At 34.4% G+C, this 26,606-nt stretch carries 23 protein-coding genes; 4 read left to right on the top strand and 19 right to left on the bottom strand.

Features of this window, described 5'->3' with window-relative positions:
- Nucleotides 1–3 precede the first annotated feature (3 nt).
- The gene (locus BUB25_RS10115; RefSeq protein WP_072943794.1) at nucleotides 4–822 is read right to left on the bottom strand and encodes a MotA/TolQ/ExbB proton channel family protein; all 819 of its coding nucleotides are present in this window, start codon (nucleotides 820–822) and stop codon (nucleotides 4–6) included.
- A 377-nt stretch (nucleotides 823–1,199) separates the two neighbouring features.
- Here BUB25_RS10115 and BUB25_RS10110 point away from each other — a divergent pair, with 377 nt between their 5' ends.
- A complete protein-coding gene (locus BUB25_RS10110; protein WP_072943792.1) occupies nucleotides 1,200–2,732 on the top strand; it encodes a helicase HerA-like domain-containing protein in 1,533 nt (510 codons plus the stop codon).
- A 41-nt stretch (nucleotides 2,733–2,773) separates the two neighbouring features.
- Here BUB25_RS10110 and BUB25_RS10105 read toward each other — a convergent pair whose 3' ends face one another.
- Both BUB25_RS10105 and BUB25_RS10100 read right to left on the bottom strand, forming a co-directional pair.
- Nucleotides 2,774–4,132 carry an FAD-dependent oxidoreductase gene (locus tag BUB25_RS10105; RefSeq protein WP_072943789.1) on the bottom strand — a complete coding sequence of 453 codons (1,359 nt, stop codon included), beginning with the start codon at nucleotides 4,130–4,132 and terminating at the stop codon, nucleotides 2,774–2,776.
- Nucleotides 4,133–4,191: 59 nt separating this feature from the next.
- Nucleotides 4,192–6,582: a penicillin acylase family protein gene (locus BUB25_RS10100; RefSeq protein WP_072943787.1), complete on the bottom strand. Its 2,391-nt coding sequence runs from the start codon at nucleotides 6,580–6,582 to the stop codon at nucleotides 4,192–4,194.
- A gap of 160 nt (nucleotides 6,583–6,742) precedes the next feature.
- Between BUB25_RS10100 and BUB25_RS10095 the strand changes: the two genes are divergently transcribed.
- The gene (locus BUB25_RS10095; RefSeq protein ID WP_072943785.1) at nucleotides 6,743–7,381 is read left to right on the top strand and encodes a flavin reductase family protein; all 639 of its coding nucleotides are present in this window, start codon (nucleotides 6,743–6,745) and stop codon (nucleotides 7,379–7,381) included.
- A gap of 80 nt (nucleotides 7,382–7,461) precedes the next feature.
- On the opposite strand, the gene BUB25_RS10090 is transcribed toward BUB25_RS10095, so the two are convergent.
- Nucleotides 7,462–7,863, bottom strand: coding sequence for a YMGG-like glycine zipper-containing protein (locus tag BUB25_RS10090; RefSeq protein WP_072943783.1), 402 nt, complete (start codon nucleotides 7,861–7,863; stop codon nucleotides 7,462–7,464).
- Nucleotides 7,864–7,959: 96 nt separating this feature from the next.
- The gene (gene kynU, locus BUB25_RS10085; RefSeq protein ID WP_072943780.1) at nucleotides 7,960–9,234 is read right to left on the bottom strand and encodes a kynureninase; all 1,275 of its coding nucleotides are present in this window, start codon (nucleotides 9,232–9,234) and stop codon (nucleotides 7,960–7,962) included.
- A 173-nt stretch (nucleotides 9,235–9,407) separates the two neighbouring features.
- Between kynU and BUB25_RS10080 the strand changes: the two genes are divergently transcribed.
- On the top strand, nucleotides 9,408–10,142 hold the full coding sequence (locus BUB25_RS10080; RefSeq protein ID WP_072943778.1) for an SIMPL domain-containing protein: 735 nt from the start codon (nucleotides 9,408–9,410) through the stop codon (nucleotides 10,140–10,142).
- Nucleotides 10,143–10,288: 146 nt separating this feature from the next.
- Here BUB25_RS10080 and queA read toward each other — a convergent pair whose 3' ends face one another.
- The 14 genes from queA to BUB25_RS10010 all read right to left on the bottom strand — a co-directional run bounded on the left by queA (nucleotide 10,289) and on the right by BUB25_RS10010 (nucleotide 25,452).
- Nucleotides 10,289–11,338, bottom strand: a complete 1,050-nt coding sequence (gene queA / locus BUB25_RS10075) for a tRNA preQ1(34) S-adenosylmethionine ribosyltransferase-isomerase QueA (RefSeq protein WP_072943776.1) — start codon at nucleotides 11,336–11,338, stop codon at nucleotides 10,289–10,291.
- Between the two features lie 193 nt (nucleotides 11,339–11,531).
- The gene (gene aroA / locus BUB25_RS10070) at nucleotides 11,532–12,761 is read right to left on the bottom strand and encodes a 3-phosphoshikimate 1-carboxyvinyltransferase (RefSeq protein ID WP_072943774.1); all 1,230 of its coding nucleotides are present in this window, start codon (nucleotides 12,759–12,761) and stop codon (nucleotides 11,532–11,534) included.
- Nucleotides 12,762–12,860: 99 nt separating this feature from the next.
- A complete protein-coding gene (locus BUB25_RS10065) occupies nucleotides 12,861–13,187 on the bottom strand; it encodes a nucleotide pyrophosphohydrolase (protein ID WP_072943771.1) in 327 nt (108 codons plus the stop codon).
- Between the two features lie 45 nt (nucleotides 13,188–13,232).
- Nucleotides 13,233–13,775: a type ISP restriction/modification enzyme gene (locus BUB25_RS10060; RefSeq protein ID WP_072943769.1), complete on the bottom strand. Its 543-nt coding sequence runs from the start codon at nucleotides 13,773–13,775 to the stop codon at nucleotides 13,233–13,235.
- Nucleotides 13,776–13,930: 155 nt separating this feature from the next.
- The gene (locus BUB25_RS10055) at nucleotides 13,931–15,445 is read right to left on the bottom strand and encodes an ATP-binding protein (RefSeq protein WP_072943767.1); all 1,515 of its coding nucleotides are present in this window, start codon (nucleotides 15,443–15,445) and stop codon (nucleotides 13,931–13,933) included.
- A 54-nt stretch (nucleotides 15,446–15,499) separates the two neighbouring features.
- Nucleotides 15,500–15,889: a DUF7793 family protein gene (locus tag BUB25_RS10050; protein WP_072943758.1), complete on the bottom strand. Its 390-nt coding sequence runs from the start codon at nucleotides 15,887–15,889 to the stop codon at nucleotides 15,500–15,502.
- Nucleotides 15,890–15,892: 3 nt separating this feature from the next.
- On the bottom strand, nucleotides 15,893–18,307 hold the full coding sequence (locus tag BUB25_RS10045; protein WP_072943756.1) for an aminotransferase class I/II-fold pyridoxal phosphate-dependent enzyme: 2,415 nt from the start codon (nucleotides 18,305–18,307) through the stop codon (nucleotides 15,893–15,895).
- A gap of 183 nt (nucleotides 18,308–18,490) precedes the next feature.
- Entirely contained in the window at nucleotides 18,491–18,943 is a 453-nt protein-coding gene (dtd, locus tag BUB25_RS10040) for a D-aminoacyl-tRNA deacylase (RefSeq protein ID WP_072943754.1), read from the bottom strand.
- A gap of 64 nt (nucleotides 18,944–19,007) precedes the next feature.
- The gene (gene rsgA, locus BUB25_RS10035; protein ID WP_072943752.1) at nucleotides 19,008–19,985 is read right to left on the bottom strand and encodes a ribosome small subunit-dependent GTPase A; all 978 of its coding nucleotides are present in this window, start codon (nucleotides 19,983–19,985) and stop codon (nucleotides 19,008–19,010) included.
- Between the two features lie 128 nt (nucleotides 19,986–20,113).
- Nucleotides 20,114–21,196: a bifunctional 3-deoxy-7-phosphoheptulonate synthase/chorismate mutase type II gene (locus BUB25_RS10030; RefSeq protein WP_072943750.1), complete on the bottom strand. Its 1,083-nt coding sequence runs from the start codon at nucleotides 21,194–21,196 to the stop codon at nucleotides 20,114–20,116.
- Nucleotides 21,197–21,257: 61 nt separating this feature from the next.
- Entirely contained in the window at nucleotides 21,258–22,115 is an 858-nt protein-coding gene (locus BUB25_RS10025; protein ID WP_072943747.1) for a prephenate dehydrogenase, read from the bottom strand.
- A 5-nt stretch (nucleotides 22,116–22,120) separates the two neighbouring features.
- Nucleotides 22,121–23,266 carry a pyridoxal phosphate-dependent aminotransferase gene (locus tag BUB25_RS10020; RefSeq protein ID WP_072943745.1) on the bottom strand — a complete coding sequence of 382 codons (1,146 nt, stop codon included), beginning with the start codon at nucleotides 23,264–23,266 and terminating at the stop codon, nucleotides 22,121–22,123.
- A 48-nt stretch (nucleotides 23,267–23,314) separates the two neighbouring features.
- On the bottom strand, nucleotides 23,315–24,142 hold the full coding sequence (locus tag BUB25_RS10015; protein ID WP_072943741.1) for a prephenate dehydratase: 828 nt from the start codon (nucleotides 24,140–24,142) through the stop codon (nucleotides 23,315–23,317).
- A 386-nt stretch (nucleotides 24,143–24,528) separates the two neighbouring features.
- The gene (locus tag BUB25_RS10010) at nucleotides 24,529–25,452 is read right to left on the bottom strand and encodes a M20/M25/M40 family metallo-hydrolase (RefSeq protein WP_072943727.1); all 924 of its coding nucleotides are present in this window, start codon (nucleotides 25,450–25,452) and stop codon (nucleotides 24,529–24,531) included.
- 160 nt (nucleotides 25,453–25,612) lie between these two features.
- Between BUB25_RS10010 and gldA the strand changes: the two genes are divergently transcribed.
- Nucleotides 25,613–26,512: a gliding motility-associated ABC transporter ATP-binding subunit GldA gene (gene gldA, locus BUB25_RS10005; RefSeq protein ID WP_072943724.1), complete on the top strand. Its 900-nt coding sequence runs from the start codon at nucleotides 25,613–25,615 to the stop codon at nucleotides 26,510–26,512.
- Nucleotides 26,513–26,606: the final 94 nt, after the last annotated feature.

Here is a 26,606-nt window from a genome sequence, read left to right as displayed (position 1 = left end):
TAATTATTGCTTCAAACTTCCTCTGAATCTTCTGTAAGTATTTACAATTGATACCGCTGCCTCATCAATAGAGTAAGTCAAATCATCAATTTTAGAAGTAAAGAAGTTGTAAGAAATAATTGCAACAGCAGAAGTTCCAATACCTGTAGCAGTATTAATAAGTGCTTCAGAAATACCGGCTGCAAGAGCTGCTTGATCAGGAGTTCCGGCAGCAGCAAGTGCACCAAACGCTTTAATCATACCAGAAACTGTTCCTAACAATCCAATAAGAGTTCCTAATGAAACTAAAGATGAAATAATTGTCATGTTTTTTTGTAACATTGGCATTTCAAGAGAAGTTGCCTCTTCTATTTCTTTGTGAATAGTCTCAGAAGCTTCTTCACTATTAAATCCTTCTTTTTTAACTGCTTGGTATTTCACTAATGCTGATTTAATTGCATTTGCAACAGATCCTTGTTGTTTATCGCAAGAAACGATAGCTTCATCAATTTCTCCTGCTTTGATACTTGTTTGTATCTTTGTCATAAAAGTATCTAGCTTAGTTTTACCAGCTGCTTTAGAGATAACAAAATATCTTTCGATAGAAAACACAAGAACCATTAATAACATCCCTAATAATACCGGTACAACAATACCTCCATGGTAAACTTGGCCTAAAGTATTCAATGGATGTCCAGTTTCTGCATTCCCACCTTCAAAATTCGCAGGGTTACCCATGATAAATTTCCAAATTAACAGACCAACACCAATACATGCTAAAATAATCATACCTGAAACCATTCCTCCACCGTTTGAAGTGTTTTCTTTTTTAACGTTTGCCATTTTTTTTTAAATTTTAATAGTTTTAAATAATTTATTTTTATGTTATAATAAACTTGTTAGGAGCAAATTTATATGTTTAGTTCAAATAAAAAAACTTTTTTTAAATTTATTCATATTAAATTTAATCTATTTGAGCTTAGTAATTTTTAATCAATTTGAATAATCATCAGCATTCACAATAAAATCAAATGTTTTTAAAAAAATTTACAATCGTTTTGTGATTAATCATCATAAATAAGCAACACAACGATACTCAATGTTAAAAATATTTTTTTCAACTATTAACAACAAAATTGGAATAAAATTGCACTAATTACTAAAATTACCTACTTTTAAAAGGTTAAAAACCCACAAAATTCAAGTTCAACTAAAACATTATGACCATAAAAAACGATTTCATAGCAAGCATTATTGAAGGATATAATTCAAAAGGAGAAAGCATAATATTAGGTGGAGCCATCCTTGACGGAGAGGCTTTAGCGGATACTTATGTTAAAATCCCACTAAAAACCCTAAACAGACATGGTTTAATTGCTGGAGCAACCGGAACCGGAAAAACCAAAACCATTCAAGTCTTATCTGAACAACTATCTGCACTTGGAATCCCTGTATTAATGATGGACATTAAAGGCGATTTTAGCGGTATTGCAAAAGAAGGCGAAGAAAAAGCTTTTATAACAGAAAGACATGCAAAGATTAACATCCCCTATAAAACGGCTAAATTCCCTGTCGAGTTATTAAGCTTATCCGAACAAAGCGGAGTACGACTTCGGGCAACCATTTCAGAATTTGGACCCATTTTATTTTCAAGAATATTAGATTTAAATGATACTCAAGCCGGTGTAATGTCAATAATATTTAAATATTGTGATGACAACAAAATGCCTCTATTAGATTTAAAAGACATAAAAAAAATCATCAACTATATTACCGAAGAAGGAAAAGATGAAATCACTGCGAGCTACGGTAAAATTTCGACTTCGACAACGGGTATCATTCTGAGAAAAATTATCGAACTTGAGCAACAAGGAGCTGATTTATTTTTTGGAGAAATGTCCTTTGACATAGACGATTTAATGCGAATTGACGAAAACGGACAAGGCTTCGTCAATATTATCCGCTTGACCGATATTCAGGATAAACCAAAATTATTCTCCACCTTCATGCTAAGTTTACTTGCCGAAATTTATCAGCAGATGCCCGAAAAAGGAGATTCAGACCAACCTGAACTCGTTGTTTTCATTGATGAGGCGCATTTGATTTTTAAAGAGGCCAGCAAGGCTTTATTAGATCAAATAGAGACAATCGTAAAATTGATCCGTTCCAAAGGAATAGGGATTTACTTTATTACACAAAATCCAATGGACGTTCCCAGCGGCATATTGGCTCAATTAGGTTTGAAAATCCAGCACGCTTTAAGAGCGTTTACCGCCAAAGACCGTCAAGCTATAAAACAAACAGCCGACAATTATCCTACTTCTATTTATTACAAAACCGATGAAGTATTGACCAGCCTCGGAATTGGCGAAGCCCTAGTTACAGCTCTAAATGAAAAAGGAATTCCTACCCCGCTTGTCGCTACAATGATGCGTGCCCCAATGAGTAGAATGGATGTTTTAACCGAAAGTGAAATTCAGGAAATCAACAATAAATCGAAATTAGTAAAAAAGTACAGCGAACTTATTGATCGCGAAAGCGCTTACGAAATGCTCAATAAAAAAATTGCTGCCATTGATGAAGAAACCGCCCAAAAAGAACAACAAATAGAAGAACAAAAAGCAGCAAAAAAAAGTTCATCGCAAGGATCTACTACAGCAGACGCAGTTGGAAAATCAGTTTTAAAAGTATTAACAAGCGCTACTTTTATTCGCGGCGCATTTGGAATATTAACAAAAATGTTGAAAAAATAATATTTTAAAATTCCCACAAGCAACAGTCCGGAATTAAAAACTTAATTCTGGACTGTTGCTTCTTTATTTAATAAATCTAAGATTTTAGACTCCACCTCTTCACTGTTCCAAATTGCCTCTACATTCTCCAGCTTTAAAACCTCCTCCATAATAGCATTTTGATAATCTCCAATAGCCAAAGCCTCTGCATAAGGGCGATCACTAAAAGTTACCCTACTATATAAAGGAATCCATTTTTCCGGATGTTTATCCGAGAACCATTTCTCTATTTTCTTTTGCAAAAGGAATTTGTCATCGGCCGTTTTTGAGCTCATTTCTAAAAAATTGCGATACGAAAGTTCCGCTATAGCATCGGCATTAGGCTTACGCGATTTTTGATATTCGGAAAAAATAGTTACCCAATCATCTCCATATTTTTCAATCATTTCATAAAGAACTGATATGTCTTCAAATCCGGCATTCATTCCTTGACCGTAAAAAGGAACAATTGCATGGCAGGCGTCGCCTATTAAAGCAATTTTATCTTTATATGTCCAAGGAAAACATTTCATAGTTACTAAGGTACTGGTAGGGTTTTCGAAGAAATCCTCGGCCAATTTTGGAATTACATCAATAGAATCGGGGAAGTTTTTTTCAAAAAAAGCTTCAACGTCTTTTCTGTCTTTGAGCGATTCAAAAGAATTTTCTCCCTCAAAAGGCATAAACAAAGTACAGGTAAAACTGCCATCCAAATTAGGTAAAGCGATGAGCATATATTCCCCTCTTGGCCAAATATGAAACGAATTTTTATCCAGTTTATGGGAACCATCAGGATTTGCGGGAATATTTAACTCTTTATATCCAATATTTAAAAACTCCTGCGAATAATTAAACATGCTTTGGCGTTGCATACGATGACGAATTCTCGAAAAAGCACCATCAGCACCAAAAACGATATCATATTTTTTTTCTTCCCATTCTCCTCTTTCGGTTTCTCCAATATGCAAAGTGGCCTCTTTCAAGGTCACATCCCAAATTTTTTGTTCAAAGAAAAATTCAGCACCAGCAGCTTCAGCCAAATCGATCATTTTTCTATTTAAACTTCCTCTCGAAATAGAATAAATACATTCTCCTTCTTGTCCATAATTCTGGAAATTAAGCTTATCTACCAAGTGGATAGCGCGCTTATCCATAGGAATTGCGATTTCACGCACCGCATCACCTACATTTACGTTGTCTAAAGCTTTCCAGCCTCTGTTGGACATCGCCAAATTTATGGAACGCCCCGAGAATTGAATCTGTCTAATATCTGGACTTCTGTCATATATATGAACAATATGTCCCGCTTTGCGTAGGTAAATAGCCAACAGCGAACCGACTAAACCGGAACCTACAACAGCTATTCTTTTTTGAGTTTGCATTATTTTTTATAAAAGTTAGACAAAATTACTGATTTATTATTTCAAGGAGTTTAAAAACCTTAGTTTTCAGCCGGAATAAAAACCAATTTTGTGGATGTTTTAACAATCTCTTCCTTATTCATTTTCATTTTTCTGAATTTCCCAGCATTATACATTTCAGCCTGATCGCGATAATGGGCACTCAAAGGATTTCCAGATTGCCCCGTTGGCAAAATGCTCCAGCTGTTTTCAACATCCGAAAAATCAACGATCCTTCTTGTTGACGGCCCGACGGTCACACTATACTTTGCTTCATTGTTAAAATCAAACATTTGATTATTGATCACTTCATTAGAGCCCGAAACTTCAAATGGCCCTACATTGAATATTTTTCTCAAAGCAGCTATTTTACCTAAAGGATGATTGTATTCTACTATATGCACTTTGTTCCAAGTCCATCCTGAAACTGAATTCCCCAACTGTTTCTCTAAACTAACAACAGCTTCTTTAAATGACTTGGAAAGAATATCTTTTCTATTTTCTTTTCTATTTTTAGTCGCGATATTATCCCACCAAAGCGAATTGTCATTAGCCACTTGTTTGGCAATTATTTGCTTCATTATATGTGTCCCCAAAAACTGTTTGAAACTCTCCTCTCCAAGTTCGTCTTCAAAGGTATTCTTTAGATACAAATAAATCCATTTATTGTAAATCGTAGGCGCAACTTCGTCTTTATTATTTGCTCCTTTCCAAGATTTCAAAACAGCAATTGCTTCTTTTTCATTTTTCGAAAGTGAATTTCCATCTAAAGCCGAAATTAAATTGCTAACCACATCCGGTGCTACGGATGAAACATCATCGGTAATCATTTTACCAACTGCCTCCTTATCCCAATTTGATTTTGAATCCAATAATTGGGTTATTCTTTTTGCCCGGTCTTCCGGAAGATAATAGCCCGGATATAAAAATCCGTCAATTGCTTCAGGTTGGTTATTGGCCGAATAGACATAATTCCAATCCGGATTTACAGCCGAAGGATTTTTGGAGAAATCCAAATACTCAACAATATCATCTTTGCCAGAAGCGCCATCCAAAATAAAATGAGTATCAACTTTTTTATTGTGCTTGTATAATTTTCCCGTTGCCCACCAACCCACATTTCCTTTAGCATCTCCATACATCACATTCAGACCTGGCGCAGCAATAAGACTGACCCCTTGCTGAAAATCAGCTTTATTTTTAGCATGCGAAAGCGTATAGACTGCTTCCAAAATTTGAATGGGTTGTTGGGTATAAATCCAAGACATTGCCACCGGATTTTTATGATCTAAACCATCTATCAAATCATTCATAAGCGGGCCATGACGACTCACTTTTATATTCAAAACAACATCAGAACTATCTTTAACTTTTATTGTTTTTTTTCTAATTTCATATTCGCTAAAACCATTTGGCGTTTTGTATTCATTCGCATCATTAGCTTTATTCTGCTCTTGATACAAATCGATATCATCGTTTTCAAACATGGTTAAACCATAAGCATATTCCCTATTATGGCCTAACAAAGGATAAGGAGTTCCTGCCAGATAACAACCGTACAATTCAAATTCTGGTGTTACCAAGTGTGCTTCATACCAAGTTCCCGGTTGAGAAAAGCCAATATGCGGATCATTGGCAAAAATTACTTGGCCATTTTTGGTTTTCTTTGGCGCAATAACCCAGCTGTTACTCCCTACAAAAGGTGCAACAGGTGACTGTTTCAATAAAGCAGCAACAGACTTTGAAATAGTGGCAAATTCCTGTGGCTTTTCCTTTGCTGTTTTTATGATTGTTTTGTCCAAAGAACCATCTAATCCAAAATCTTTGAGATAATCCATCCCATATTTATTGCGAATATCTGTCAGTAGCGGATCTGTTTTTTGTGCCATAGCAAAACTAAATGCCATGTATCCAAAGATATTATAAACATCTTTGATCGTGAATTTTTCTTTCTTTACCCCAACCAACTGAAATTCTATCGGACTAACTCCCTCGTCGATATATTGATTGATTCCATCGAGATAAGCCATCGCCAATAAGTAGCTTGGGCTGTTTTTATCCAAAGCTGCAATGGCTTTATCAGAAGCCTCTTCTATACCCAAACCGGCAAAAAACTTGTCATTCTTCAGCGTAACTTTACCAAAAATTTCAGACAAACGTCCCGGAGCAATGCGTCGCATCAATTCCATTTGCCATAATCTATCTTGAGCATGAACATAACCTAAGGCGGTCATCGCATCTTTGGCATTATCTGCATAAATATGAGGAACCCCAAAATCATCAAAATAGACCGTGGTTTCCTTCTTAATATTTTTTAAATCAATTTCTCCTTTGTATTTAGGCTTTAGATACATCCCATAAACCACCAAAGCAATAGCAACTATACCTAAAATCGATAAAACAACAACAACTATTTTTTTAATTTTTTTCATATTCGAAGAAATTTCATTCACAAATATAAAGGTTTTAAAAATTAAACCGAATGAAATTAAATTTCTTCAGTTCAAAACCTCACTATAAAAAAAGCAATACATTTGTTTAACTTATAAATAAAAAGAATAAACAAAAACGTATGTTTGTCTAAAACAAAAAATGAAACAACTATCAACAGAAGATTTTTCCAAGATGGAAAGAATAGAAAGATTGAATTTAATCAACTCTTGTACCGGATATAAATCAGCAAATTTAATCGCAACTCAATCAATCGATGGCAAATCCAATATTGCGATTTTTAGCAGTGTAACTCACCTAGGAAGTGATCCCGCTTTAATAGGATTCATCGTCCGACCAACTACAGTACCAAGAGACACTTATAAGAACATCAAAGAAACGGGATATTTCACTGTTAATCATGTAACAGAATCGATGATTGCTGATGCTCATCATACTTCAGCAAATTATGCACCTGGCATTTCTGAATTTGAAAAGACGAATTTAGAAGAAGAATATAAAGAACATATAAGCATTCCTTTTGCAAAAGGGAGCCCAATACAACTTTATTGTAAATATGTAAACGAATACTATATTGCAGAAAACGATACGATCCATGTTATCGCCTCCATAGAAAATATTTTTTTTGAAGAAAACTTAAGACACGATGATGGATGGTTGCAAATTGACAAAGGAAATGTAGTTGCTCTAAATGGGCTAGATGGATACTGCTTGCCCAAATTAATTGATCGATTTCAGTATGCAAGAAAAGATACCCCAACAAAATCATTCTTAAAATAGAATAAAATCAGGACAATAATCCATAAAAAAAGGGCTTTTGAACACATGATTCAAAAGCCCTTTTTTTATGGATTATTATATTATTTCTTACTTCCGTCAATAATTGCTCCGGTCCCTGCACCTACACCAGCACCAGCTAAACCTCCAATTATAGCGCCCTGTCCTTTTTTCTTGCTAATAATAGCTCCAGTTGCAGCTCCTACACCTGCTCCAATTACAGCTCCTTTTGCAGTATTACTCCAAGCTTTTTTCTTTGCAGTGGCGGCTGGAGCTGAAGTCGAAGGTTGCTGAACAATAACAACCTCTTTTTGAGATTCAACTTTAGCCATTTCAACTTTCATTGAATCAATGACTTTTTGCTTTTCAATTTCTACTTTCATAGAATCAATAGTTTCTTGCTTTGCGGCCTGACTATCCATTTTTCCTTGATCTTTACAAGAAATTATAACAACAGCTAATAACAACAAGTATAATGCTTTCATATTTTTTTATATTTTATTTTACAAAGTAAACCCATAGCGTACTATTTTAAGTTATATAATTATACGCAAAACTTATATAATTACTAAAATCTTAGACTATTTCAGTATTCCTGTTTTTAATATTTGCCCAAAATTGTACATATCCTCATAAGAACAATACAAAGGAACAGGCGCTAAACGAATAACGTTTGGTTCTCTCCAATCTGTAATTACGCCACTTTTCATTAAATAATCAAACAAACTGCGTCCTTCCCCATGAAGTAAAACCGATAATTGGCATCCTCTTTCAGATTGATTTGTTGGTGTAATAATTTCAAAACTGCTATCGACTTCCTTATCAATTTCGTGAAGAATAAACTCCAGATAAGAAGTGATTTTATCTCTTTTTTCGATTAAAGCGTCCATTCCTATCTCATCAAACATTTCTACAGAGGCTAAATAAGGAGCTAACGAAAGTACCGGCAAATTACTGATTTGCCAACCGTCAGCACCATGAACAGGGTCAAAAACCGGTTCCATCTTAAAACGACGTTCCTTGTTATGTCCCCACCAACCGGCAAATCTTGGCAATTCAGAATCGTTATGATGTCTCTCATGTACAAAGCAACCCGAAGCATTTCCAGGTCCTGAATTCATATACTTATAACTGCACCAAGCCGCAAAATCTACATTCCAATCATGAAGTTCTAATTTTATATTTCCCGCTGCGTGAGCCAAATCCCATCCCACTTTTGCTCCAACCTGATGTCCGGCAGCAGTTATCGTTTTCATGTCAAAAACCTGACCTGTATAATAATTAACTCCGCCTATTAAAATTAAAGCCAACTCCTCTCCCACTTCTTCAATTTTAGCCAAAATATCTTCCAAGCGGATGTTGTGTTCCCCATCTCGACGTTTAATTTCAACAATCGCCTCCTCAGGTTTAAAACCATGAAAATGAACTTGGCTTTGAAACATATATTGATCTGAAGGAAAAGCTTTTTCTTCGCAAATAATCTTGTATCTTGATTTTGTTGGTCTATAAAAAGAAACCATCAACAAGTGAAGATTTACCGTCAAAGTATTCATCACCGTTACCTCAGATGGCAATGCGCCCACTATCTTACTCAATGGTTCAGCAAAACGTTCTTGATAATCCCACCAAGGTTTATCGGCATAAAAATGCCCTTCTACTGCGAGCTCAGCCCAGTCATTCATGACTTCATCAATATAGGCTTTGGTGCGTTTGGGTTGCAAACCCAATGAATTTCCTGTGAAATAAATCACCTTTTCTCCATTCACTTTTGGAAAAATAAATTCATCTCTATATTTACTTAATTTATCTTGCGAATCAAGTCCTTGTGCAAATTCTTTGGTATTTTCGAAAATCATCATTCTTTTTTTGTTTTGTAAAAATAACCAATATTTATTTTGACACAAAGCGTAACCACTTTATTTTGTAGCTTCAACAATGTACTATTGTGAAAATTAAGAATTTCCTAAAAACACAAGTTATTTGACTCTGAATTTTAACTATATTTGATTGTAACTTAACTCCTGTTTTTATGCTTAAAAATAATCTAAATGCAATTATCCTATCGATAGCTGTCGTAATATCAGCTTTCTTGTTTGCCAATGCTTTCCAGAACAGGAATAGAAGCAATGATACCATTAGCGTTACCGGCCTGGGAAAAACAGATTTCATATCTGATTTAATTGTTTGGAAAGGTTCTTTCTCTAAAAAAAGCAGTACCTTGAAAGAAGCCTATACCTCATTGGATGCTGACCGCGAAAAAATTAAAACCTACTTACTAAACAAAGGAATCCCGTCTGCTGATATCATATTTTCGGCCATTAATTTCAACAAAGATTATGAGACCACTTATAATGAAAACGGAAGCATCAGACAAAATTTATTTACCGGATTTACGCTAACTCAAAACGTAAGCATTCAGTCCAAAGAAGTAAATAAAATTGAAGATATATCCAGACAATCCAGTGAACTAATCAATGCTGGAGTCGAGTTTTATTCGAATGCGCCTGAGTATTATTATACCAAGCTTGCCGAATTAAAAATAAAAATGATTGCCGAAGCCACAAAAGACGCCAGTACAAGAGCGCAAAGTATTGCCGAAAATGCCAATGCTGATTTAGGGAATTTAAAGAAATCCGATATGGGTGTTTTTCAAATTATAGGACAAAACTCCTCCGAAGATTATTCTTATGGCGGTTCATTCAATACCAGTTCCAAAAACAAAACGGCTACCATTACTGTAAAATTAGTTTACCAAGTAGATTGAAATTTTTGATTTAGAATATCCAACAGCGAAATCTGTGGAAATATCACACTAAAAAACTTCGAAATATAGGACTATTGCAACTATCAAGACATAAAAAAATCTCGCCATTGCTGACGAGATTTATGAATTAACCTTTATAAGTGAATTTAGATGATTAACATCGCGTCACCGTAAGAGTAAAATTTGTATTTTTCTTTGATTGCTTCCTCATACGCTTTCTTCATTAAATCGTGACCACAAAATGCAGAAACCATCATTAATAAAGTAGATTTTGGAGTATGAAAATTAGTAATCATACAAGTTGGTATTGTAAAATCATGAGGAGGGAAAACAAATTTGTTCGTCCAACCATCAAAAGGATTTAATGTGTTTTGTGAAGAAACAGAACTTTCAACGGCACGCATTGATGTAGTTCCTACGGTACAAATACGTTTCTTTTTCGCTTTAGCTTCATTGACGATATCACAGGCTTCTTGAGTAATTTTTAATTCCTCAGAATCCATTTTGTGTTTAGACAAATCCTCAACCTCAACCGGGTTAAAAGTTCCTAAACCTACGTGAAGAGTCACCTCAGCAAACTTAACTCCTTTAATTTCCAGTTTTTTCATCAAATGCTTAGAAAAGTGCAAACCAGCAGTTGGCGCCGCAACAGCTCCTTCTTCTTTAGCATAGATAGTTTGGTAACGTTCCGCATCTTCCGGAGTTACGTCTCTGCTTATGTATTTTGGGATTGGAGTTTCTCCAAGCTCAGTTAATTTGTTTCTGAATTCTTCATAAGAACCATCATAAAGGAAACGCAATGTTCTTCCACGAGAAGTTGTATTATCAATAACCTCCGCTACTAATGAATCATCATCTCCGAAATACAATTTATTACCAATTCTGATTTTACGGGCCGGATCTACCAAAACGTCCCAAAGACGTTGTTCTGCATTTAATTCTCTAAGTAAGAAAACTTCAATTCTTGCTCCGGTTTTTTCTTTATTTCCGTACAAACGTGCAGGAAAAACTTTGGTGTTATTTAAAATTAAAACATCACCATCGTCAAAATAATCAATAACATCTTTGAACATTTTATGTTCGATAGTTTGTTTTTTACGATCAATAACCATCAGACGAGCTTCATCTCTATTCTCAGCAGGAAATTCTGCTAAAAGTTCTTTAGGTAAATCAAATTGAAAATGTGATAATTTCATTTATTTATTTTTATTAAAAGTTAAGCCTTCGACCGTGCTTAGGCCGACAAAAAGTTAATTGAAAATCAAATAACTAAGCTGGTGCAAATATACGACTGTGAGATAGGCGTTGTCAAGTGTTTTGATGTTTAATTTAAACACCAAGTCAAAAAGCACCACATTTTCAGCTATTTAGCCCCGCAAACATTGAGATTTACACCTCTGTTTCTGAAATTATAAATCCTAATTTCTTCATATCTTCCCAAAAATCAGGATAAGATTTCGAAACTACTTCGGCATTTTCGATGATTATAGGCACTTTTAATGCCAAAGGAGCAAATGCCATTGCCATTCTATGGTCATTATAGGTCGCTATTTTTACATTATGATTGATATTGTTTGACGCAATCAGGGTCAAACTATCATTGGTAACCGTTATATTGGCTCCCAATTTTGTCAACTCAATTCTCAGCGCTTCAAGTCTGTCAGTTTCTTTGATTTTTAAAGTATGTAAACCCGTTAAATGACAGCCAATTCCGAGTCCAAGACAAGTCACAACAATGGTTTGAGCAATATCCGGCGTGTTATTTAATTCTAAGTTTATCGTTTCAAACTTAAAATCCTTTTGTTTAGTCAAAGTAATTTTATTTCCTTCGAATTGTGTTTCCACTCCCATTTTTTTATAAATGTCAACCAAAGCAGAATCACCCTGCAAACTTGTTTCTTTATAACTAGTCAATGAAATCGAAGACTGACTCGACAAAGCAGCCAAACTGAAGAAATAGGAAGCTGAGCTCCAATCGGATTCTACCGTCATTTCCTTAGTTTCCACTTCTTGCTTTGGAAACACTTTAATAATATTTCCTTCAAAACTGGTTTTAACATCTAAATCATTCAGCAGAGCTAATGTCATTTTGATATAAGGAACAGAAGTAATTTCGCCTTCTAATACTAATTCTAAACCGTTTTCAAGTTTTGGAGCAATCAACAGCAGGGCCGAAATATATTGGCTACTAACATTAGCTGCTAGTGTTACTTTGGAAGCGGTGATTTTTTGCCCTCTGATACGAATTGGCGGATAGCCTACTTCTTTTTCATAAGAAATTTTAGCTCCCAACTGTTCTAAAGCTTCCACTAAAATTTTCACGGGACGTTCGTGCATTCTGGCAGAACCGGTTAATACCACCTCGCGCCCTTCCTGTACAGCAAAATAAGCGGTAAGAAAACGCATTGCGGTTCCCGCATGATGAATATCAATTATTTCTTCATTTCCTTTTAACGCTTTTTGCATTACCTCACTGTCATCAGAGTTGGAGGTATTGGCTAAGCTAACATTTGGGAACAAAGCTTGTAATAATAATAATCGGTTGGTTTCGCTTTTTGAGCCGGTAACGGCAATTTCAGCTTTTAAATTAGAATGGGTAGTTTGTAACAGTAAATTCATGTTGTAGTTATGAGTGATGAATTATGAATTATGGTCCGCATAATTCAAGCCCGCAATTTACCACTCCATATTTATAATTCATAATTTAAAATCCACAAATTATTTCAGTTTATCGTTGTTTTTGTGACGATCCTTATCTCTAACTGATTTTAAATCCATCTTTTTATCGAAAGCAGCTTGCAAATCGATCCCCGTTTGATTTGCCAAACACAAAACCACAAAAACCACATCGGCTAATTCTTCGCCAAGGTCTTTATTTTTATCGCTTTCTTTCTCAGATTGTTCCCCGTAACGTCGTGCGATGATACGGGCTACTTCACCAACTTCCTCAGTCAGTTGCGCCATATTGGTCAGTTCGTTAAAATAACGAACCCCGTGTTCTTTTATCCAGTTATCTACTTCCAGTTGGGAATTTTTCAGGTTCATTGGTCTATCATTGCGAGGAACGAAGCATTCCTCAATTATTATTTTTTATAATTTTGTTTCACAATCAATTATATCTACAGCGTCAATGGCTTTCGTTAATCGGACCGTTTCTGCCAAGTTAACTTTTGAGCTTTCGAGCAAATGAATCTGGCGCAACTTGCGACCTAAAACCGTCAAGGATCTAAATCCTGAAATTGTCTTTGGATATGAAATTTTCGAAAAATCCATTTCCAAGAAAGCTTGGTGTACATTTTTACTTTTTGTCGAATGCAAAACGGCATAAAGGTAATCCAAAACGTCAATAGGAGAAAAACTTTGCACAAACTCATCCCGAAGCTCATCATTATTATTAACAAAACACAGATTGCCATTTTCTTTTTCAGGAACAAAAGTCAGGTCAAATCTGTTCTCGATTTGTTTTACTATTTCTAAGCCTAAATTAGATTCTCTTGCAGTGACTCTGCTTTTACCTTCTTTAGCATCAATAACAATCGAGTTCATTAAATCCTCCAAATTAACAATACCATCCAATATCATTTCTCTTTTGTAAGTCGAATTTATATTTTGAAAATTTTGTTTCAAAGTCATTTCACAGATATTGAGATAAAAATGGCAATTAGAAATACAAAGGTAACAGAAAGATTCCTTTTAAATCTTTTCAAAAATTCAACTTCTACATTTGGGCAATTATTCTAGCTGTAAATGGTCATTTCCAAATCAATAAAAAACTTTGAAATAAAACATTAAAGATCATCTCCTTTATGGACCAATTCAATTATAACGTTATACAATTCTTCTGATTTGAAAGGTTTGGATAAATACCTATCTATTCCTGTAGAAGAACAAGCTTCTACAACTGATCCAGTCACTACTGCACTTAATGCAATAATGGGAATGTTTTTTTTTGTCTGATCTTCCAAGTTACGAATAATCGAAGTGGCTTCATAACCATTCATTATTGGCATCATTATATCCATCAAAATAACATCAAAATCTCCATTAATAACTGCCTCAACAGCTAAGCTCCCATTGCCTACGGTAACACATTCAAAATTAAATTTTGAAAGCACTTTTTGTACTAAAATTTGATTTATACGATTATCTTCGGCTAAAAGAACTTTTATTCTTTCACCAGTATCAATAGCGTGAACTGACTTACTATTATTTTTAATTGATTTTATATTCTCTCCATTAGGAATTCCTTTAACAAAAGGTAAGTTTACTATAAATTTAGTACCCACATTCAGCTTACTTTTCACCTGAATATCACCATCCATGATACTGATAATTTTTTTGATAATCGTCAGTCCCAATCCTGTTCCATCATATTTTCTGGCCGTATCATTGCTTACTTGAATGAATGGTTCAAAAATAGCTTCTATCTTATCCGAAGGGATTCCTATTCCAGAGTCTTTTACTGTCACTTTTATGTGCTGGAAGCCTGCCTCTTCTCCATTAAACTTAATTTTCAGTCTAATTTTTCCTTTTACAGGAGTAAATTTAACGGCATTACTAATTAAATTAAATAATATTTGAGAGACTCGAATGGAATCGCCATTAAGTATTGCCGGGACTTTTTTATCGATTGAAATTTTAAAATCAATTTCTTTTCCTTCTATCTTGCTAGCAAAAGTGTCGTAAATAAGCTGGGTGAGTTTTGATAAATCGAAGGGTTTTTCATAGAGTGTAATTTGTCCCGACTCAATTTTTGCCAAATCCAAAATATCGTTGATAATTACCAGTAAAATATCACCCGATATCTTTATATAGTCCAATTGTTTTTTACTCTCGGCATCTAAAGAAGAATTTCCTAGCAATAAATCCGTAAAACCCAATATACCATTAAGTGGTGTACGGATTTCATGACTCATACTTGACAAGAATTCATCTCTTGCCATCGCTAATTGTTCCGAACGTTCCTTTTCTTCGACTAATTTTTTATTAATAGTTTCCAATAAATTTTTAGAAACCATAACTGCTTTTAATTCTTCAATATAGGTATTGAATCCCATACAGAAAACATCTAATTCATCCTGGGCATCCGAAATTGGCAAATAATTAAAAAAATCTCCCGCATAACAATTTGATATATGCTCAATTATAATGTTGGTTCTTTTCTTTTTAGATTCAATTTTTTCAGCCAAAAAAAGTAATTCTTTATAAACATCGTCCAAACTATTTCCATTTGTAAGTTGTTCCTGAAACTCATCTTCATTGATTGAACGAACCAAAACTAATACTTCCTCTAGTTTAGTCATTTAATTATTCTTTTAATCTTATCAATTTATATCCTTTTAAAAAAAGCACAAAAATCAAGCTTGTTCATTTTTTGCTTTTATTTCCATGAGCCATTCTATTGCTTTTTCTTTGTTTGTGAATGTCTGAAACGGAATTTTTGATTTTTTTAATTTTAAAAATGTATTAAATAAAAATTTTTGAATATGTGAATTGATAACTAATGCACATGCAAATAAGAAATCTTGACCATAAACATCCGCATAATCTCTGCATTCTTTTGGAAAACCAGTTCCTTCTTTAACATCATAACACCAATATTGATTGACATTATTCGAAATCGCATGTCTCATTTCTATTAATTGTTTTATTTTATCCAAATCAAAATGCACTTCACATTTAAATTCACTGTACAAAATCCCATCGTCAATCCAAAAACGGATAAATTCATTCTCTAATTCTGTCATCTATTATCCTTTTTTTATATTCGCCATTGACTCTATTAATTCCATATTAAAAGTATCATCTAATTTAATAAAGGCATATAAAGAAATGGTGTTTGCTCCATATTTTTGCTTTTCATAATCAGCAGAATATCCTAAAAACACTTTTTCTTTATTTAAATAATTGGCTCTTTTTACCAATTGAAAAATGGCTTGTTTATAAAGATTCATTGACTCAACATATTCATAATTCAATCCCATAATCAATGGGGAATAATGCTTGTCTCCCCTGAATGACCAAGCGCAGCAGATGGTCTCATTACCTCCTTTTAATTTAATGTCCATAAATTCCCAATCCTCATATTTAGACAGAATTTGGGTAATCTTGGTCGGATATTTAAAATAATTAACGGCATGATTGTCTTTTTTAACGTTTTGAAATAAATTATAATAATGTTCCGCTTCTTGACTTGTTATTGTATTTTTAAACGTAATGTCGAATTGATCTTCATATTTTAAAACATATCTTTCAATATTTCTTTTATTGTTTTTTGACGGAATCTGACCGAGAAATTCTTCGTTTGTTTTCCAGCTTTGAATCGGAATTATATTTACGTTTGGCATATTTATTTTAACAAAGCCCTCGTTTTCAAAACATTCCATATATTTAAAATCGGACTGAAAATCTCTTAAAAGTACCACAGTTGAATCAGTAGCTTTTTTTAATTTTTCGACCTCAATGAAAAATCCACTCAAAGCTTCATTCACCAAAGGATGTTTTTCATTGACAAACAAATGTTTCCCTTCCGTGAACAACGAACCCATGGCCAATGTTTTTGAACATAAATAATAAGGATCCTGCTCTCTTTGTTTTTCAATTTGCTTAGAAATATTTTCCAGCGACAACATGTCGTCTTTATAAAGTGCACTTGTGAAAAATGTCGCCAATATCACTTCATCATTCTCATCTTTAATAATCACATAATGGAATCCCCAATTTTCTTCTATTTTTTCATTATTTGAGAAAATCTCTTCGATGCATTGCAAGCCGTTATGAGAATAACTCCCATTATCCTTAAACAGATTATCCCATATTGTAACGTCTATTTCATTAATACTATTATAGACTTCTACAAAAATATTCTCTGACCCAACTGTTTTTACAGTGTTTTTCCCTTTAAAAGGAACATTAAATGTCTTATAGATTTTTTCTAAATCTTCATTTTCTTCATCAACTGCAATATGAAAATTTCTACCTATCGAATTTACTAATTGGTCAATATGAGCCTTTGTATTGTGTCTTGTGAGCGTAAATCGCAATCCTGTTTTATCATTTGGCACAACTGGGAATGTCGCCGTATTCACATACAATCCATCAGCCAAAACACGCTGAACCAAATTTTGAGCTACCTTCACAGAACCCGTCCCTATAAAATAAATGGGAGTTTCGTTTGAAGAGGTGTTGGTCAAATTAAGCTCTTCTAATTTCAGATTCAAATACTCCATCGAATCCTTCAATTCCTTTTGATAGACATGAATCTTATCTGAGAGTAAAAGTTCTGCCGCGCCAATGGCTGCACCAACATTAGATGGAGACAAAGGATGTGTATAGGCAAGAATCCCTCCATAAATATTAACTTTTCGGTGCATTTCGGCATCATTGAAAACGGCAATTCCTCCGATACATCCAAAACCTTTGGCCAACGTACTCATTAAAATCACCCTTTCGCTATGCTTGAAGTGTTCAAATACACTTCCACAACCATTTTTACCTGTCCATCCCACACCATGTGCATCGTCAAAATACAAATGAAGTTTTGGATATTTTTCCAGCAAATAAAGAAGCTCCGTTTTATGAGGCAAATCACCGTACATAGAATACACTCCATCGGCCATATACCAAATCTTGTCGTATTGGTTATAACCTCTTTTGATAAATTCTTCCAACATTTCCATGTTGTTATGACGAATCATTTTGACCATTGTACCCTGCAATTTTGCAAATTGACATGGATATTGTACACTATAATGTACTTGTTGGTCTAGAATAATTAAATCACTGGGTTGTATAATAGTCCCTATTACCGATTGATGGGCAACCGAGGTAGAAGTAAATGTTATGACAGGATGATTGTCAAAAATTTTACTGATCAAATTTTCTAATTCATCTTGATAGGATGCTTTTACGTATGTTCTTGAAATAGAGAAATGAGAGCCATATCGATCTAATAAATTACGACTCTTCTCTAAAATATGCGGATGCTTTTCTAATCCTAAATAACCACAAGTACCAAAATTGATTAACTCTTCATTATTTATTTTTAAAAACTCGCCATTAAATTCTTCTTCCTGAGAAGAAAGATGCATTACTTTCTTTTTTTTCGCAGTTGTAGCCACATGATCAATTACATCATAAGCACTCGCGTGTTTGATTTTTGCCAAAATTTTAGGTTATTAAATTAATAGATTTGGGATCTTTACTTCAATTACCTCAAAAGTAAAAAATAAAACACAATTTAAAAACACTAGAATTTTATCAAAAACAACAAATAACTGACAATCAAGAAAATAACACTTAATAAATAAAAAACACTAAAAAAAACAGCCTTTTAATATAAGATATATTTATCCTTTGTTTTTAGAATCAATTACAATTGTTACTGGGCCATCATTCAAAAGTGACACTTTCATATCGGCACCAAAAACTCCGGTCTGCACTTTTTTACCAAATTCTTTTTCGAGATGTTTTACAAAACTTTCATATAATGGAATAGCCACTTCTGGTTTTGCTGCTTTAATATAAGATGGACGATTTCCTTTCTTAGTGCTGGCATGAAGCGTAAATTGGCTCACGACAATAATATCTCCATCGCAATCTTTGATTGATAAATTCATTACATCATTTTCATCACCAAAAATGCGAAGATTGGCTACTTTTTGGCAAAGCCAATTGATATCTTCTTGGGCATCGGCATCTTCGATACCAAGTAAAATCAATAGTCCTTTTTGTATATCGGCTACTACTTTATTCTCGATCGTTACGGAAGCCGAGGAAACTCTTTGAATAACAATTTTCATGATCTAAGTCTTAAGATTCTAAAGCCTAAAGTCTTTTTTCATTTTACTTTAAGACTTTGGACTATTATTTTCTGGATTCATCGCTGGCAGCGCGATCTTCATTGTGAATATCAGTACGGTAATTCTCATCCTCGCCTTCTAGTATTTTAAGATAACTATTATAACGGGACCAAGCGATTTCGTCTTTCTCTAAAGCTTTTTTGACTGCGCAATGCGGCTCTTCTTTATGCAGGCAATTATTGAATTTACATTGGTCTTTCAATTTGAAAAATTCAGGAAAATAACCGCTGACTTCTTCTTTTTCCATATCTACGATTCCAAAACCTTTGATTCCCGGAGTATCGATGATTTTGGCATCAAAAGACAAATCATACATCTCGGCAAAAGTCGTGGTATGCTGTCCTTGTTTGCTAGCTTCAGAAATTACTTTTGTTTTAAGGTGCAAAGAAGGTTCCAGAGCATTCACCAAAGTCGATTTTCCAACGCCGGAATGCCCGGAAAACATACTCACTTTACCTATCATCATTTCTTTCAACTCCTCAATTCCTTTTCCCTGAGTTGAAGAAACGCGCAAGCATTTATAACCTATTTCCTGATATACATGCTGCATATACAATTGCTCGTCTAGGGTAACTTCATCCAAAGTATCGATTTTATTAAAAACCAAAATCGTTTCGATTCCATAAGCTTCGGCAGTAACCAAAAAACGGTCAATAAAATTGAATGTTGTTGGTGGATTATTTATCGTTACCAACAAAAATACCCGATCAATATTAGAGGCAATAATGTGCATCTGATGGGATAAATTCACCGATTTTCGAACAATATAATTCTTTCTTTCGTGAATGTTATGAATGGTCCCAGTCACTGTATCTGAAGAGGATTCCAGTTCATAGTCCACAATATCTCCCACTGCAATAGGATTGGTGCTTTTTATTCCTTTAATCCTAAACTTCCCTTTCATACGGCATTCAATAAAATCACCTTGTTCTGATTTTACTGTGTACCAACTTCCTGTAGATTTGTATACGAGTCCTGTCATGCGGCAAAGGTAAAATATTGTTTCAACAAGTTTAAAATTTAATTTTTAATTTTTTGACGAAGTCTAAAATAAAAAATCTCCACGATTTTCTAAAAAAGTGGAGATTGATTTATTAAGACGTGAATAAACTAAGCGTTTACAATTTTTTCTTGGTGACCAATACTTTCTTGGTGAATGGCTTTGAACATTCTAAGAACAAACTCTTCTGTTAAGCCTCTTTTTTCTCCTTCAAGAATCATTTTTCCTAAAATTTCATTCCAACGTGTGTTTTGAAGTACCGCAACGTTAGCGTCTTTTTTTACCTGACCTATTTCGTCGGCCACTTTCATACGCTTTCCTAACAAGTCTAATAAATTCGTATCCAAAACATCGATATTCGCTCTCAATTTTTTCATTTTTTGAGTGTACTCATCCGAAACATCATCTTGTTTTCTTACTCTTAGATCTTTGAAAATTTGTTTCAAAGCATCTGGAGTCACTTGCTGCGCAGCATCACTCCACGCATTATCAGGATCAGTATGTGTTTCGATAATCATACCGTCATAATTTAAATTCAAAGCTTCTTGTGTTACTTCAAGAATCATGTCTCTATTTCCCGTAATATGAGAAGGATCAATGATTAATGGTAAATCAGGAAATTTATTTTGCAAGTCAATAGCAATTTGCCATTCTGGAATGTTTCTGTATTTTGTTTTTTCATAAGTTGAAAAGCCTCTATGAATCACTCCTAATTTTTTTATTCCAGCAGCATGTAAACGTTCTACGCCTCCCAACCACAAAGCCATATCAGGATTTACCGGATTTTTAATCAAAACAATTTTATCAGTTCCTGCTAATGTATCAGCAATTTCTTGAACAGCAAATGGGTTTGCAGTTGTACGGGCACCCACCCATAACACATCAATATCATGCTCTAAAGCTAATTTACAATGAGCAGCAGTGGCCACTTCAGTCCCCATCAATAAACCTGTTTCAGCTTTGGCTTTTTGCAACCATTTCAATCCTATTTCACCCACACCTTCAAATCCTCCTGGGCGTGTTCTTGGTTTCCAAATTCCTGCTCTAAAAATGCTTACATCTGAATCTTTCAACTCATGAGCAATTTTCAATACTTGTTCTTCTGTTTCTGCACTACAAGGTCCTGCTATTACTAGAGGGTGAGTTAAATTGAAGTCATTCAACCACGTTCTCATTTCTTTTGTATTTTCCATTTTAATAGTTTTTAGTTTATTTATAATTTTTAGTTTGTTTTCTCTTTATGGGATCGTTTCTCTATTTCTTGATATTTATCCCGTTCAATATTTCTTTAATTCTATTTACACTTTCCATTTCTTCATAAATTGCGGCATAATCCTCATTTATCAACAAATCCTTAAACTGGGTCAAATTAGAAATATATTCTTCCAATGTTTTTACGACCTGTTTCCTGTTTTGTTTAAAAATGGGCGTCCACATTGCTGGGGAACTTTTAGCCAAACGAACAGTACTTTCAAATCCGGAACCTGCCATATCAAAAATATCCTGTTCGTGTTTTTCCTTATTAATTACGGTTTTACCCAACATAAACGAACTGATGTGCGATAAATGCGATACATAAGCGATGTGTTTATCATGTGATTTGGGATCCATATAACGAATTCTCATCCCGATAGCTTTAAAAAGATCCAATGCCTTTTCCTGTAATTTAAAAGCCGTACGTTCCACTTCGCAAATAATATTGGTTTTCCCTTGAAACAAACCATGAATTGCTGCCGACGGTCCTGAGAATTCTGTTCCCGCAATAGGATGTGTGGCAATAAAATTGCGTCTTCTAGGATGATTGGCCACCGCTTCGCAAATTGGCGCTTTGGTAGAACCCACCTCAAAAACAATCGTATCATCACCTATAGCTTCCAATACAGCTGGTAAAACAACCATAGCCACATCTACAGGAACTGATACAATCACAAAATCAGCCGTAGTCAAATCTTCCATCTTTCCGGCAACATCAACCACTCCTAAAGCGATGGCTTCCTGCAAATGGCCTTCATTAGCATCAATGCCGCAAACTGTAGCTTCAGGATACAATTTCTTGATATCTAATGCCATCGAACCGCCTATCAATCCTATTCCTATTACGTAAATTTTCATTTTAATTAAAATCTATCAATTGCTTCTTGTACTTTTTCTTCCTTTACACATAATGCAAATCGAATATAACCTTCCCCGTTACTACCAAAAATAGTCCCAGGCGCAACGAAAATATGTTTTTCGTGCAAAATCTGGTCGATAAACGCTTCAGCTGATATTATTCCTTCTGGCAATTTAGCCCAAACAAACAGTCCAACTCCTTCTTTATACACTTTACATCCCAATTTTTCGGCCAACACTTCCGTTAAAACTCGGCGTTTTTTATAGATTTCATTCATGGATTCAAACCAGGATTTATCACTGTTTAATGCAGCAATCGCTCCTTTTTGAATTCCAAAAAACATTCCGCTGTCCATATTGCTTTTTACTTTCAAAACCGCATCAATACAAGCTGCATTTCCTAAAACCATTCCAACTCTCCAGCCCGCCATATTGAAAGTCTTGCTCAAAGAATTTAATTCTAAAACTACTTCTTTCGCCCCAGAAATCTGCAACAAACTCATTGGATTATCATTCAAAACAAAACTATACGGATTGTCATTAATCAATAATATTTGATGCTTTTTGGCGAAAGCCACTAACTTTTCAAATAAAGCCAGACTTCCTCTTGCTCCTGTTGGCATGTGCGGATAACCAATCCACATGATTTTCACTTTGGATAAATCTAATTTTTCCAAAGCTTCAAAGTCAGGCTCCCAATTATTGGCTTCCGTCAAATCATAATATACAGGCACAGCTCCTACTAAATTAGTCACCGATGTATAAGTAGGATAACCCGGATTTGGAATCAAAACATGGTCTCCTTCATTCAAGAATGCCAATGAAATATGCATTATCCCTTCCTTGGATCCCATCAATGGCAAAATCTCCGTATTGGGATTCAATTCTACATTGAAGTTATTCTGATAAAAATCGGCCATGCTTTTTCTCAACTCAGGTAATCCTTGATAGCTTTGATACTGGTGTGCATTCACATCCTGCATTGCCTCTTGAATCGCATCTACAACTGATTGTGAAGGACTCAAATCCGGGCTTCCAATTCCCATATTGATAATTGGCTTTCCTTCTGCAGCCAGCTGCCTTACTTCTCTTAACTTCGATGAAAAATAATATTCTTCAATTATATCTAATCGTTTCGCTGTTGTGATCATTTTTCTATTTTATATTTATCAGCTCTGGGCTTTCAACTTTATGTCTAATTAGGGCTTTGTGTTTTTATATTCTCCCAACACTTTGAAATACTCGGCCATGATTTGCAATAAGGATTTTGCTTTGGCATAATCTTCGTATTTTTCGAAAGTCACATCCACAAAAAAGGAATATTTCCAAGGGGTTTCAATTTTGGGAAGCGATTGTATTTTAGTCAAATTCATTTTACAATCACTCATCACATTCAAAACAGCCGCTAAACTTCCACGTTTGTGATCCAATTCAAATTTGATAGAAGCTCTTCTAATTTCATTTTCCGGTACAAACGAATTTTCCTTTTTTATAATAACAAAACGCGTCATGTTATTTTTAATGGTTTGGATTTCCGGAGCCAAAATCTCTAAATCATACATTTCAGCAGCCGTTTTACTGGCAATTGCAGCAATTCCTTTTAGTTGTTTTTCCTGAATTCTTCGAGCCGTTTCAGCTGTATCTTTATCTTCAACTAATTTTATATTTGGATACTGTTTCAAGAAATCCATACATTGCAAAATAGCCATAGGATGCGAATGTACTTCCTGAATATCTTCTATTTTCTGACCTTTTAAGGCCATCAAATTTTGGTGAATTCTCAAATAATGCTCTCCTATTATGTGTAAATTATTTTTGTCAATCAAAGCATAATTTGGAATAATTGGTCCCGCAATAGAATTTTCTATCGCCATAACCGCCTGATCTGATTTGCCTGAAAGTAAGCTATCTACCAACTCCTCAAAAGACAAACATTCGTCTACTATTACATTTTGATCGTAATATTCTTGTGCCACCTGATGATGAAAAGATCCTTTTATTCCTTGTATTGCAACTTTATTATTCATTTTGTAAAAAATTAGGCAAAAAAAAATCCCGATTTGCATCGGGATTGTATATTTATAATTATCAATTTAATTTTTGAATTAAATAACCATACGACAATCCCTACCCTGTTCCCAGAAGAAATAATAAGAATTGCTAAAATAAAATCGGTTATCTAACATTTTGTTTTGTGTTTTTTGCATTAAATTCTATGCGAATGTATAAATTATTTCCAGCTCACCAAAAAAAAATTTGCATTTTATCAAACAAAAAAAGAATTCTCGATAAAACTAGTTTTAAATTATACAATCATTAAAAATTTACTGATAAAATATCATATAATCAGGGGCTTAATAAGGACTTTCAGAACTAAAAAATAATTCTTCTTCTTTTACAACGACAATTTTTTCTATTTTTTTACTCTTGAAGGAGTATCTTGCCCGCTAATGATAGTTTGCGAACTGATGGCAATTGCCGTTATAATTTCGGTCATATTATCCAGGTCTAAAGTCGATACCTCATCGCTCAATTTATGATAATTAGCCTCTACATCCATTTTGGAAGTTGAAATAGTATGTGCAGGAACTCCTTGAGCAGCCAATCGTGCGTTATCTGAACGATAAAAAAGTTGCTCTTTTGGATACGGATCAGCATAAAAATTAAAATCAGTAGCTTCTAAATTTTTCTGTAAAATAGTTCCAAAATCAGTTTTCTCAAATCCAGTTATGTAGGCTGAATTTTTGCCCCATTTACTTTCTGTTCCAATCATTTCGATATTAAACATGGCGACCACTTTTGCGGGATCCATCTTTTCTGAGAAAAATTTAGAGCCAAAACCGCCTATTTCTTCTGCTGTAAAAGCTACAAAAATAATAGTTCTCTCGTTTTGGTTCAACTCTTTGAAGTATTTTGCCAAGGCAATTACAGCCGTTGTTCCCGAAGCATCATCATTGGCTCCATTATAAATTCTATCCGCTCCTTCTTTTACCATTCCCAAATGATCATAATGTGCCGAAAAAATGACATACTCATCCGGTTTGGATTTACCGGGCAATATTCCAATTACATTATTGGCCGGCTTCCCTTTTACATCAAATTCCTGGCGATAATTAGTCAAATTACCAAAATAGGAAAGATCAATATTCTTAAATTCCTTTTCAATAAAAGCAGAGGCCAACTCAATTCCAGGCGTGAAAGTGGCTCTTCCTTCCATTCCATCCGAAGCAAGTTCGGTTTCGATCCTCACAACCTCACGGTTATCAATCATTAATTTTTCCTGAGCTTGAACTAAAAGTCCAAGAAAAAGAAATAATAAAATACTTTTGTTCTTCATAATCTCTATAGTTTAGTTTATTGGTTACAAAATAAATAAAAACAATCGCTTAGAATTACTTCCTATTTTGACTATTTATTTTAGAAATTCCTTAATTGGCAAACAAAGAAACAACAAATCAATCCTTTTTCTGTTTACTTTTGCAACAAATAATTCACCCATGTCAATAGAAGTAAATAGCATATCCAAAAGTTATGGCAGCCAACGTGCCTTAGATAGTATTTCATTTTCCGTAAATAAAGGAGAAATTGTTGGTTTCTTGGGTCCAAATGGAGCCGGAAAGTCTACTCTAATGAAAATATTGACCACTTATATCCATGCCGACGAAGGTAAAGCTGTGGTTAATGGACATGATGTGAATTCAGAACCGAAAGCGGTTCAGCTTTCCATTGGCTATTTGCCGGAACACAATCCGCTGTATCTGGATTTATACGTAAGGGAATATTTGGCCTTTAATGCCGATGTTTATAAAGTACCCAAGTCCCGAATCGAAGAAGTAATCGAGCTCACCGGCTTAACGAGTGAAAGCCACAAAAAAATAGGCCAATTATCCAAAGGTTATCGCCAGCGTGTGGGACTTGCCAATGCTTTATTGCACAATCCCGATGTTTTGATTCTGGATGAACCTACAACCGGATTAGATCCAAATCAATTGATAGAAATACGCAATGTGATTAAAAATGCCGGTAAAGACAAAACTGTTTTTCTTTCTACGCATATCATGCAGGAAGTCGAAGCGATTTGCGACCGCGTAATCATTATCAATAATGGCAGAATAGTAGCCGATAAAAAACTCGACAAACTAATCTCTGCCGACAAAGAACAAGTAATTGAAGTAGAATTTGACTATAAAATTGAAGAGCAGGCTATAGCCAAAATAGAAAATCTTACTTCTTATAAAAACACCCACGACATGATTTGGGAATTAACTTTCCTGGCTGACAAAGACATGCGTCCTGTAGTATTTGATTTTGCTAATGCCAATGGATTAAAAACCCTTCAGCTGAATCAAAAAAATAAAAATCTGGAAGCGGTTTTTAGAGAAATCACAAAAAAATAGTTTCCAGAAATTCAATTTCACATCAAAAAGAAAAGCTCATTTACATTCCATATAATTGGAGTAAATGAGCTTTTTTATTTTAGTTTAAAACTAT

It is taken from the genome of Flavobacterium granuli (assembly GCF_900129705.1).
Classification (GTDB): Bacteria; Bacteroidota; Bacteroidia; order Flavobacteriales; family Flavobacteriaceae; genus Flavobacterium; species Flavobacterium granuli.
Note: the sequence above shows the minus strand (reverse complement) of the source record. Positions and strands in the feature narration are given on the sequence as shown.

What these genes read in the sequence shown, in the direction of transcription:
- BUB25_RS10020 (WP_072943745.1), bottom strand. Translation starts at nt 23,266, where the DNA reads ATGATCACAACAGCGAAACGATTAGATATAATTGAAGAATATTATTTT.
- BUB25_RS10110 (WP_072943792.1), top strand. Translation starts at nt 1,200, where the DNA reads ATGACCATAAAAAACGATTTCATAGCAAGCATTATTGAAGGATATAAT.
- BUB25_RS10030 (WP_072943750.1), bottom strand. Translation starts at nt 21,196, where the DNA reads ATGGAAAATACAAAAGAAATGAGAACGTGGTTGAATGACTTCAATTTA.
- BUB25_RS10090 (WP_072943783.1), bottom strand. Translation starts at nt 7,863, where the DNA reads ATGAAAGCATTATACTTGTTGTTATTAGCTGTTGTTATAATTTCTTGT.
- BUB25_RS10010 (WP_072943727.1), bottom strand. Translation starts at nt 25,452, where the DNA reads ATGAAGAACAAAAGTATTTTATTATTTCTTTTTCTTGGACTTTTAGTT.
- BUB25_RS10080 (WP_072943778.1), top strand. Translation starts at nt 9,408, where the DNA reads ATGCTTAAAAATAATCTAAATGCAATTATCCTATCGATAGCTGTCGTA.
- BUB25_RS10050 (WP_072943758.1), bottom strand. Translation starts at nt 15,889, where the DNA reads ATGACAGAATTAGAGAATGAATTTATCCGTTTTTGGATTGACGATGGG.
- BUB25_RS10015 (WP_072943741.1), bottom strand. Translation starts at nt 24,142, where the DNA reads ATGAATAATAAAGTTGCAATACAAGGAATAAAAGGATCTTTTCATCAT.
- aroA (WP_072943774.1), bottom strand. Translation starts at nt 12,761, where the DNA reads ATGAATTTACTGTTACAAACTACCCATTCTAATTTAAAAGCTGAAATT.
- BUB25_RS10060 (WP_072943769.1), bottom strand. Translation starts at nt 13,775, where the DNA reads ATGACTTTGAAACAAAATTTTCAAAATATAAATTCGACTTACAAAAGA.
- gldA (WP_072943724.1), top strand. Translation starts at nt 25,613, where the DNA reads ATGTCAATAGAAGTAAATAGCATATCCAAAAGTTATGGCAGCCAACGT.
- BUB25_RS10100 (WP_072943787.1), bottom strand. Translation starts at nt 6,582, where the DNA reads ATGAAAAAAATTAAAAAAATAGTTGTTGTTGTTTTATCGATTTTAGGT.
- BUB25_RS10055 (WP_072943767.1), bottom strand. Translation starts at nt 15,445, where the DNA reads ATGACTAAACTAGAGGAAGTATTAGTTTTGGTTCGTTCAATCAATGAA.
- kynU (WP_072943780.1), bottom strand. Translation starts at nt 9,234, where the DNA reads ATGATTTTCGAAAATACCAAAGAATTTGCACAAGGACTTGATTCGCAA.
- rsgA (WP_072943752.1), bottom strand. Translation starts at nt 19,985, where the DNA reads ATGACAGGACTCGTATACAAATCTACAGGAAGTTGGTACACAGTAAAA.
- BUB25_RS10065 (WP_072943771.1), bottom strand. Translation starts at nt 13,187, where the DNA reads ATGAACCTGAAAAATTCCCAACTGGAAGTAGATAACTGGATAAAAGAA.
- BUB25_RS10025 (WP_072943747.1), bottom strand. Translation starts at nt 22,115, where the DNA reads ATGAAAATTTACGTAATAGGAATAGGATTGATAGGCGGTTCGATGGCA.
- dtd (WP_072943754.1), bottom strand. Translation starts at nt 18,943, where the DNA reads ATGAAAATTGTTATTCAAAGAGTTTCCTCGGCTTCCGTAACGATCGAG.
- queA (WP_072943776.1), bottom strand. Translation starts at nt 11,338, where the DNA reads ATGAAATTATCACATTTTCAATTTGATTTACCTAAAGAACTTTTAGCA.
- BUB25_RS10105 (WP_072943789.1), bottom strand. Translation starts at nt 4,132, where the DNA reads ATGCAAACTCAAAAAAGAATAGCTGTTGTAGGTTCCGGTTTAGTCGGT.
- BUB25_RS10115 (WP_072943794.1), bottom strand. Translation starts at nt 822, where the DNA reads ATGGCAAACGTTAAAAAAGAAAACACTTCAAACGGTGGAGGAATGGTT.
- BUB25_RS10095 (WP_072943785.1), top strand. Translation starts at nt 6,743, where the DNA reads ATGAAACAACTATCAACAGAAGATTTTTCCAAGATGGAAAGAATAGAA.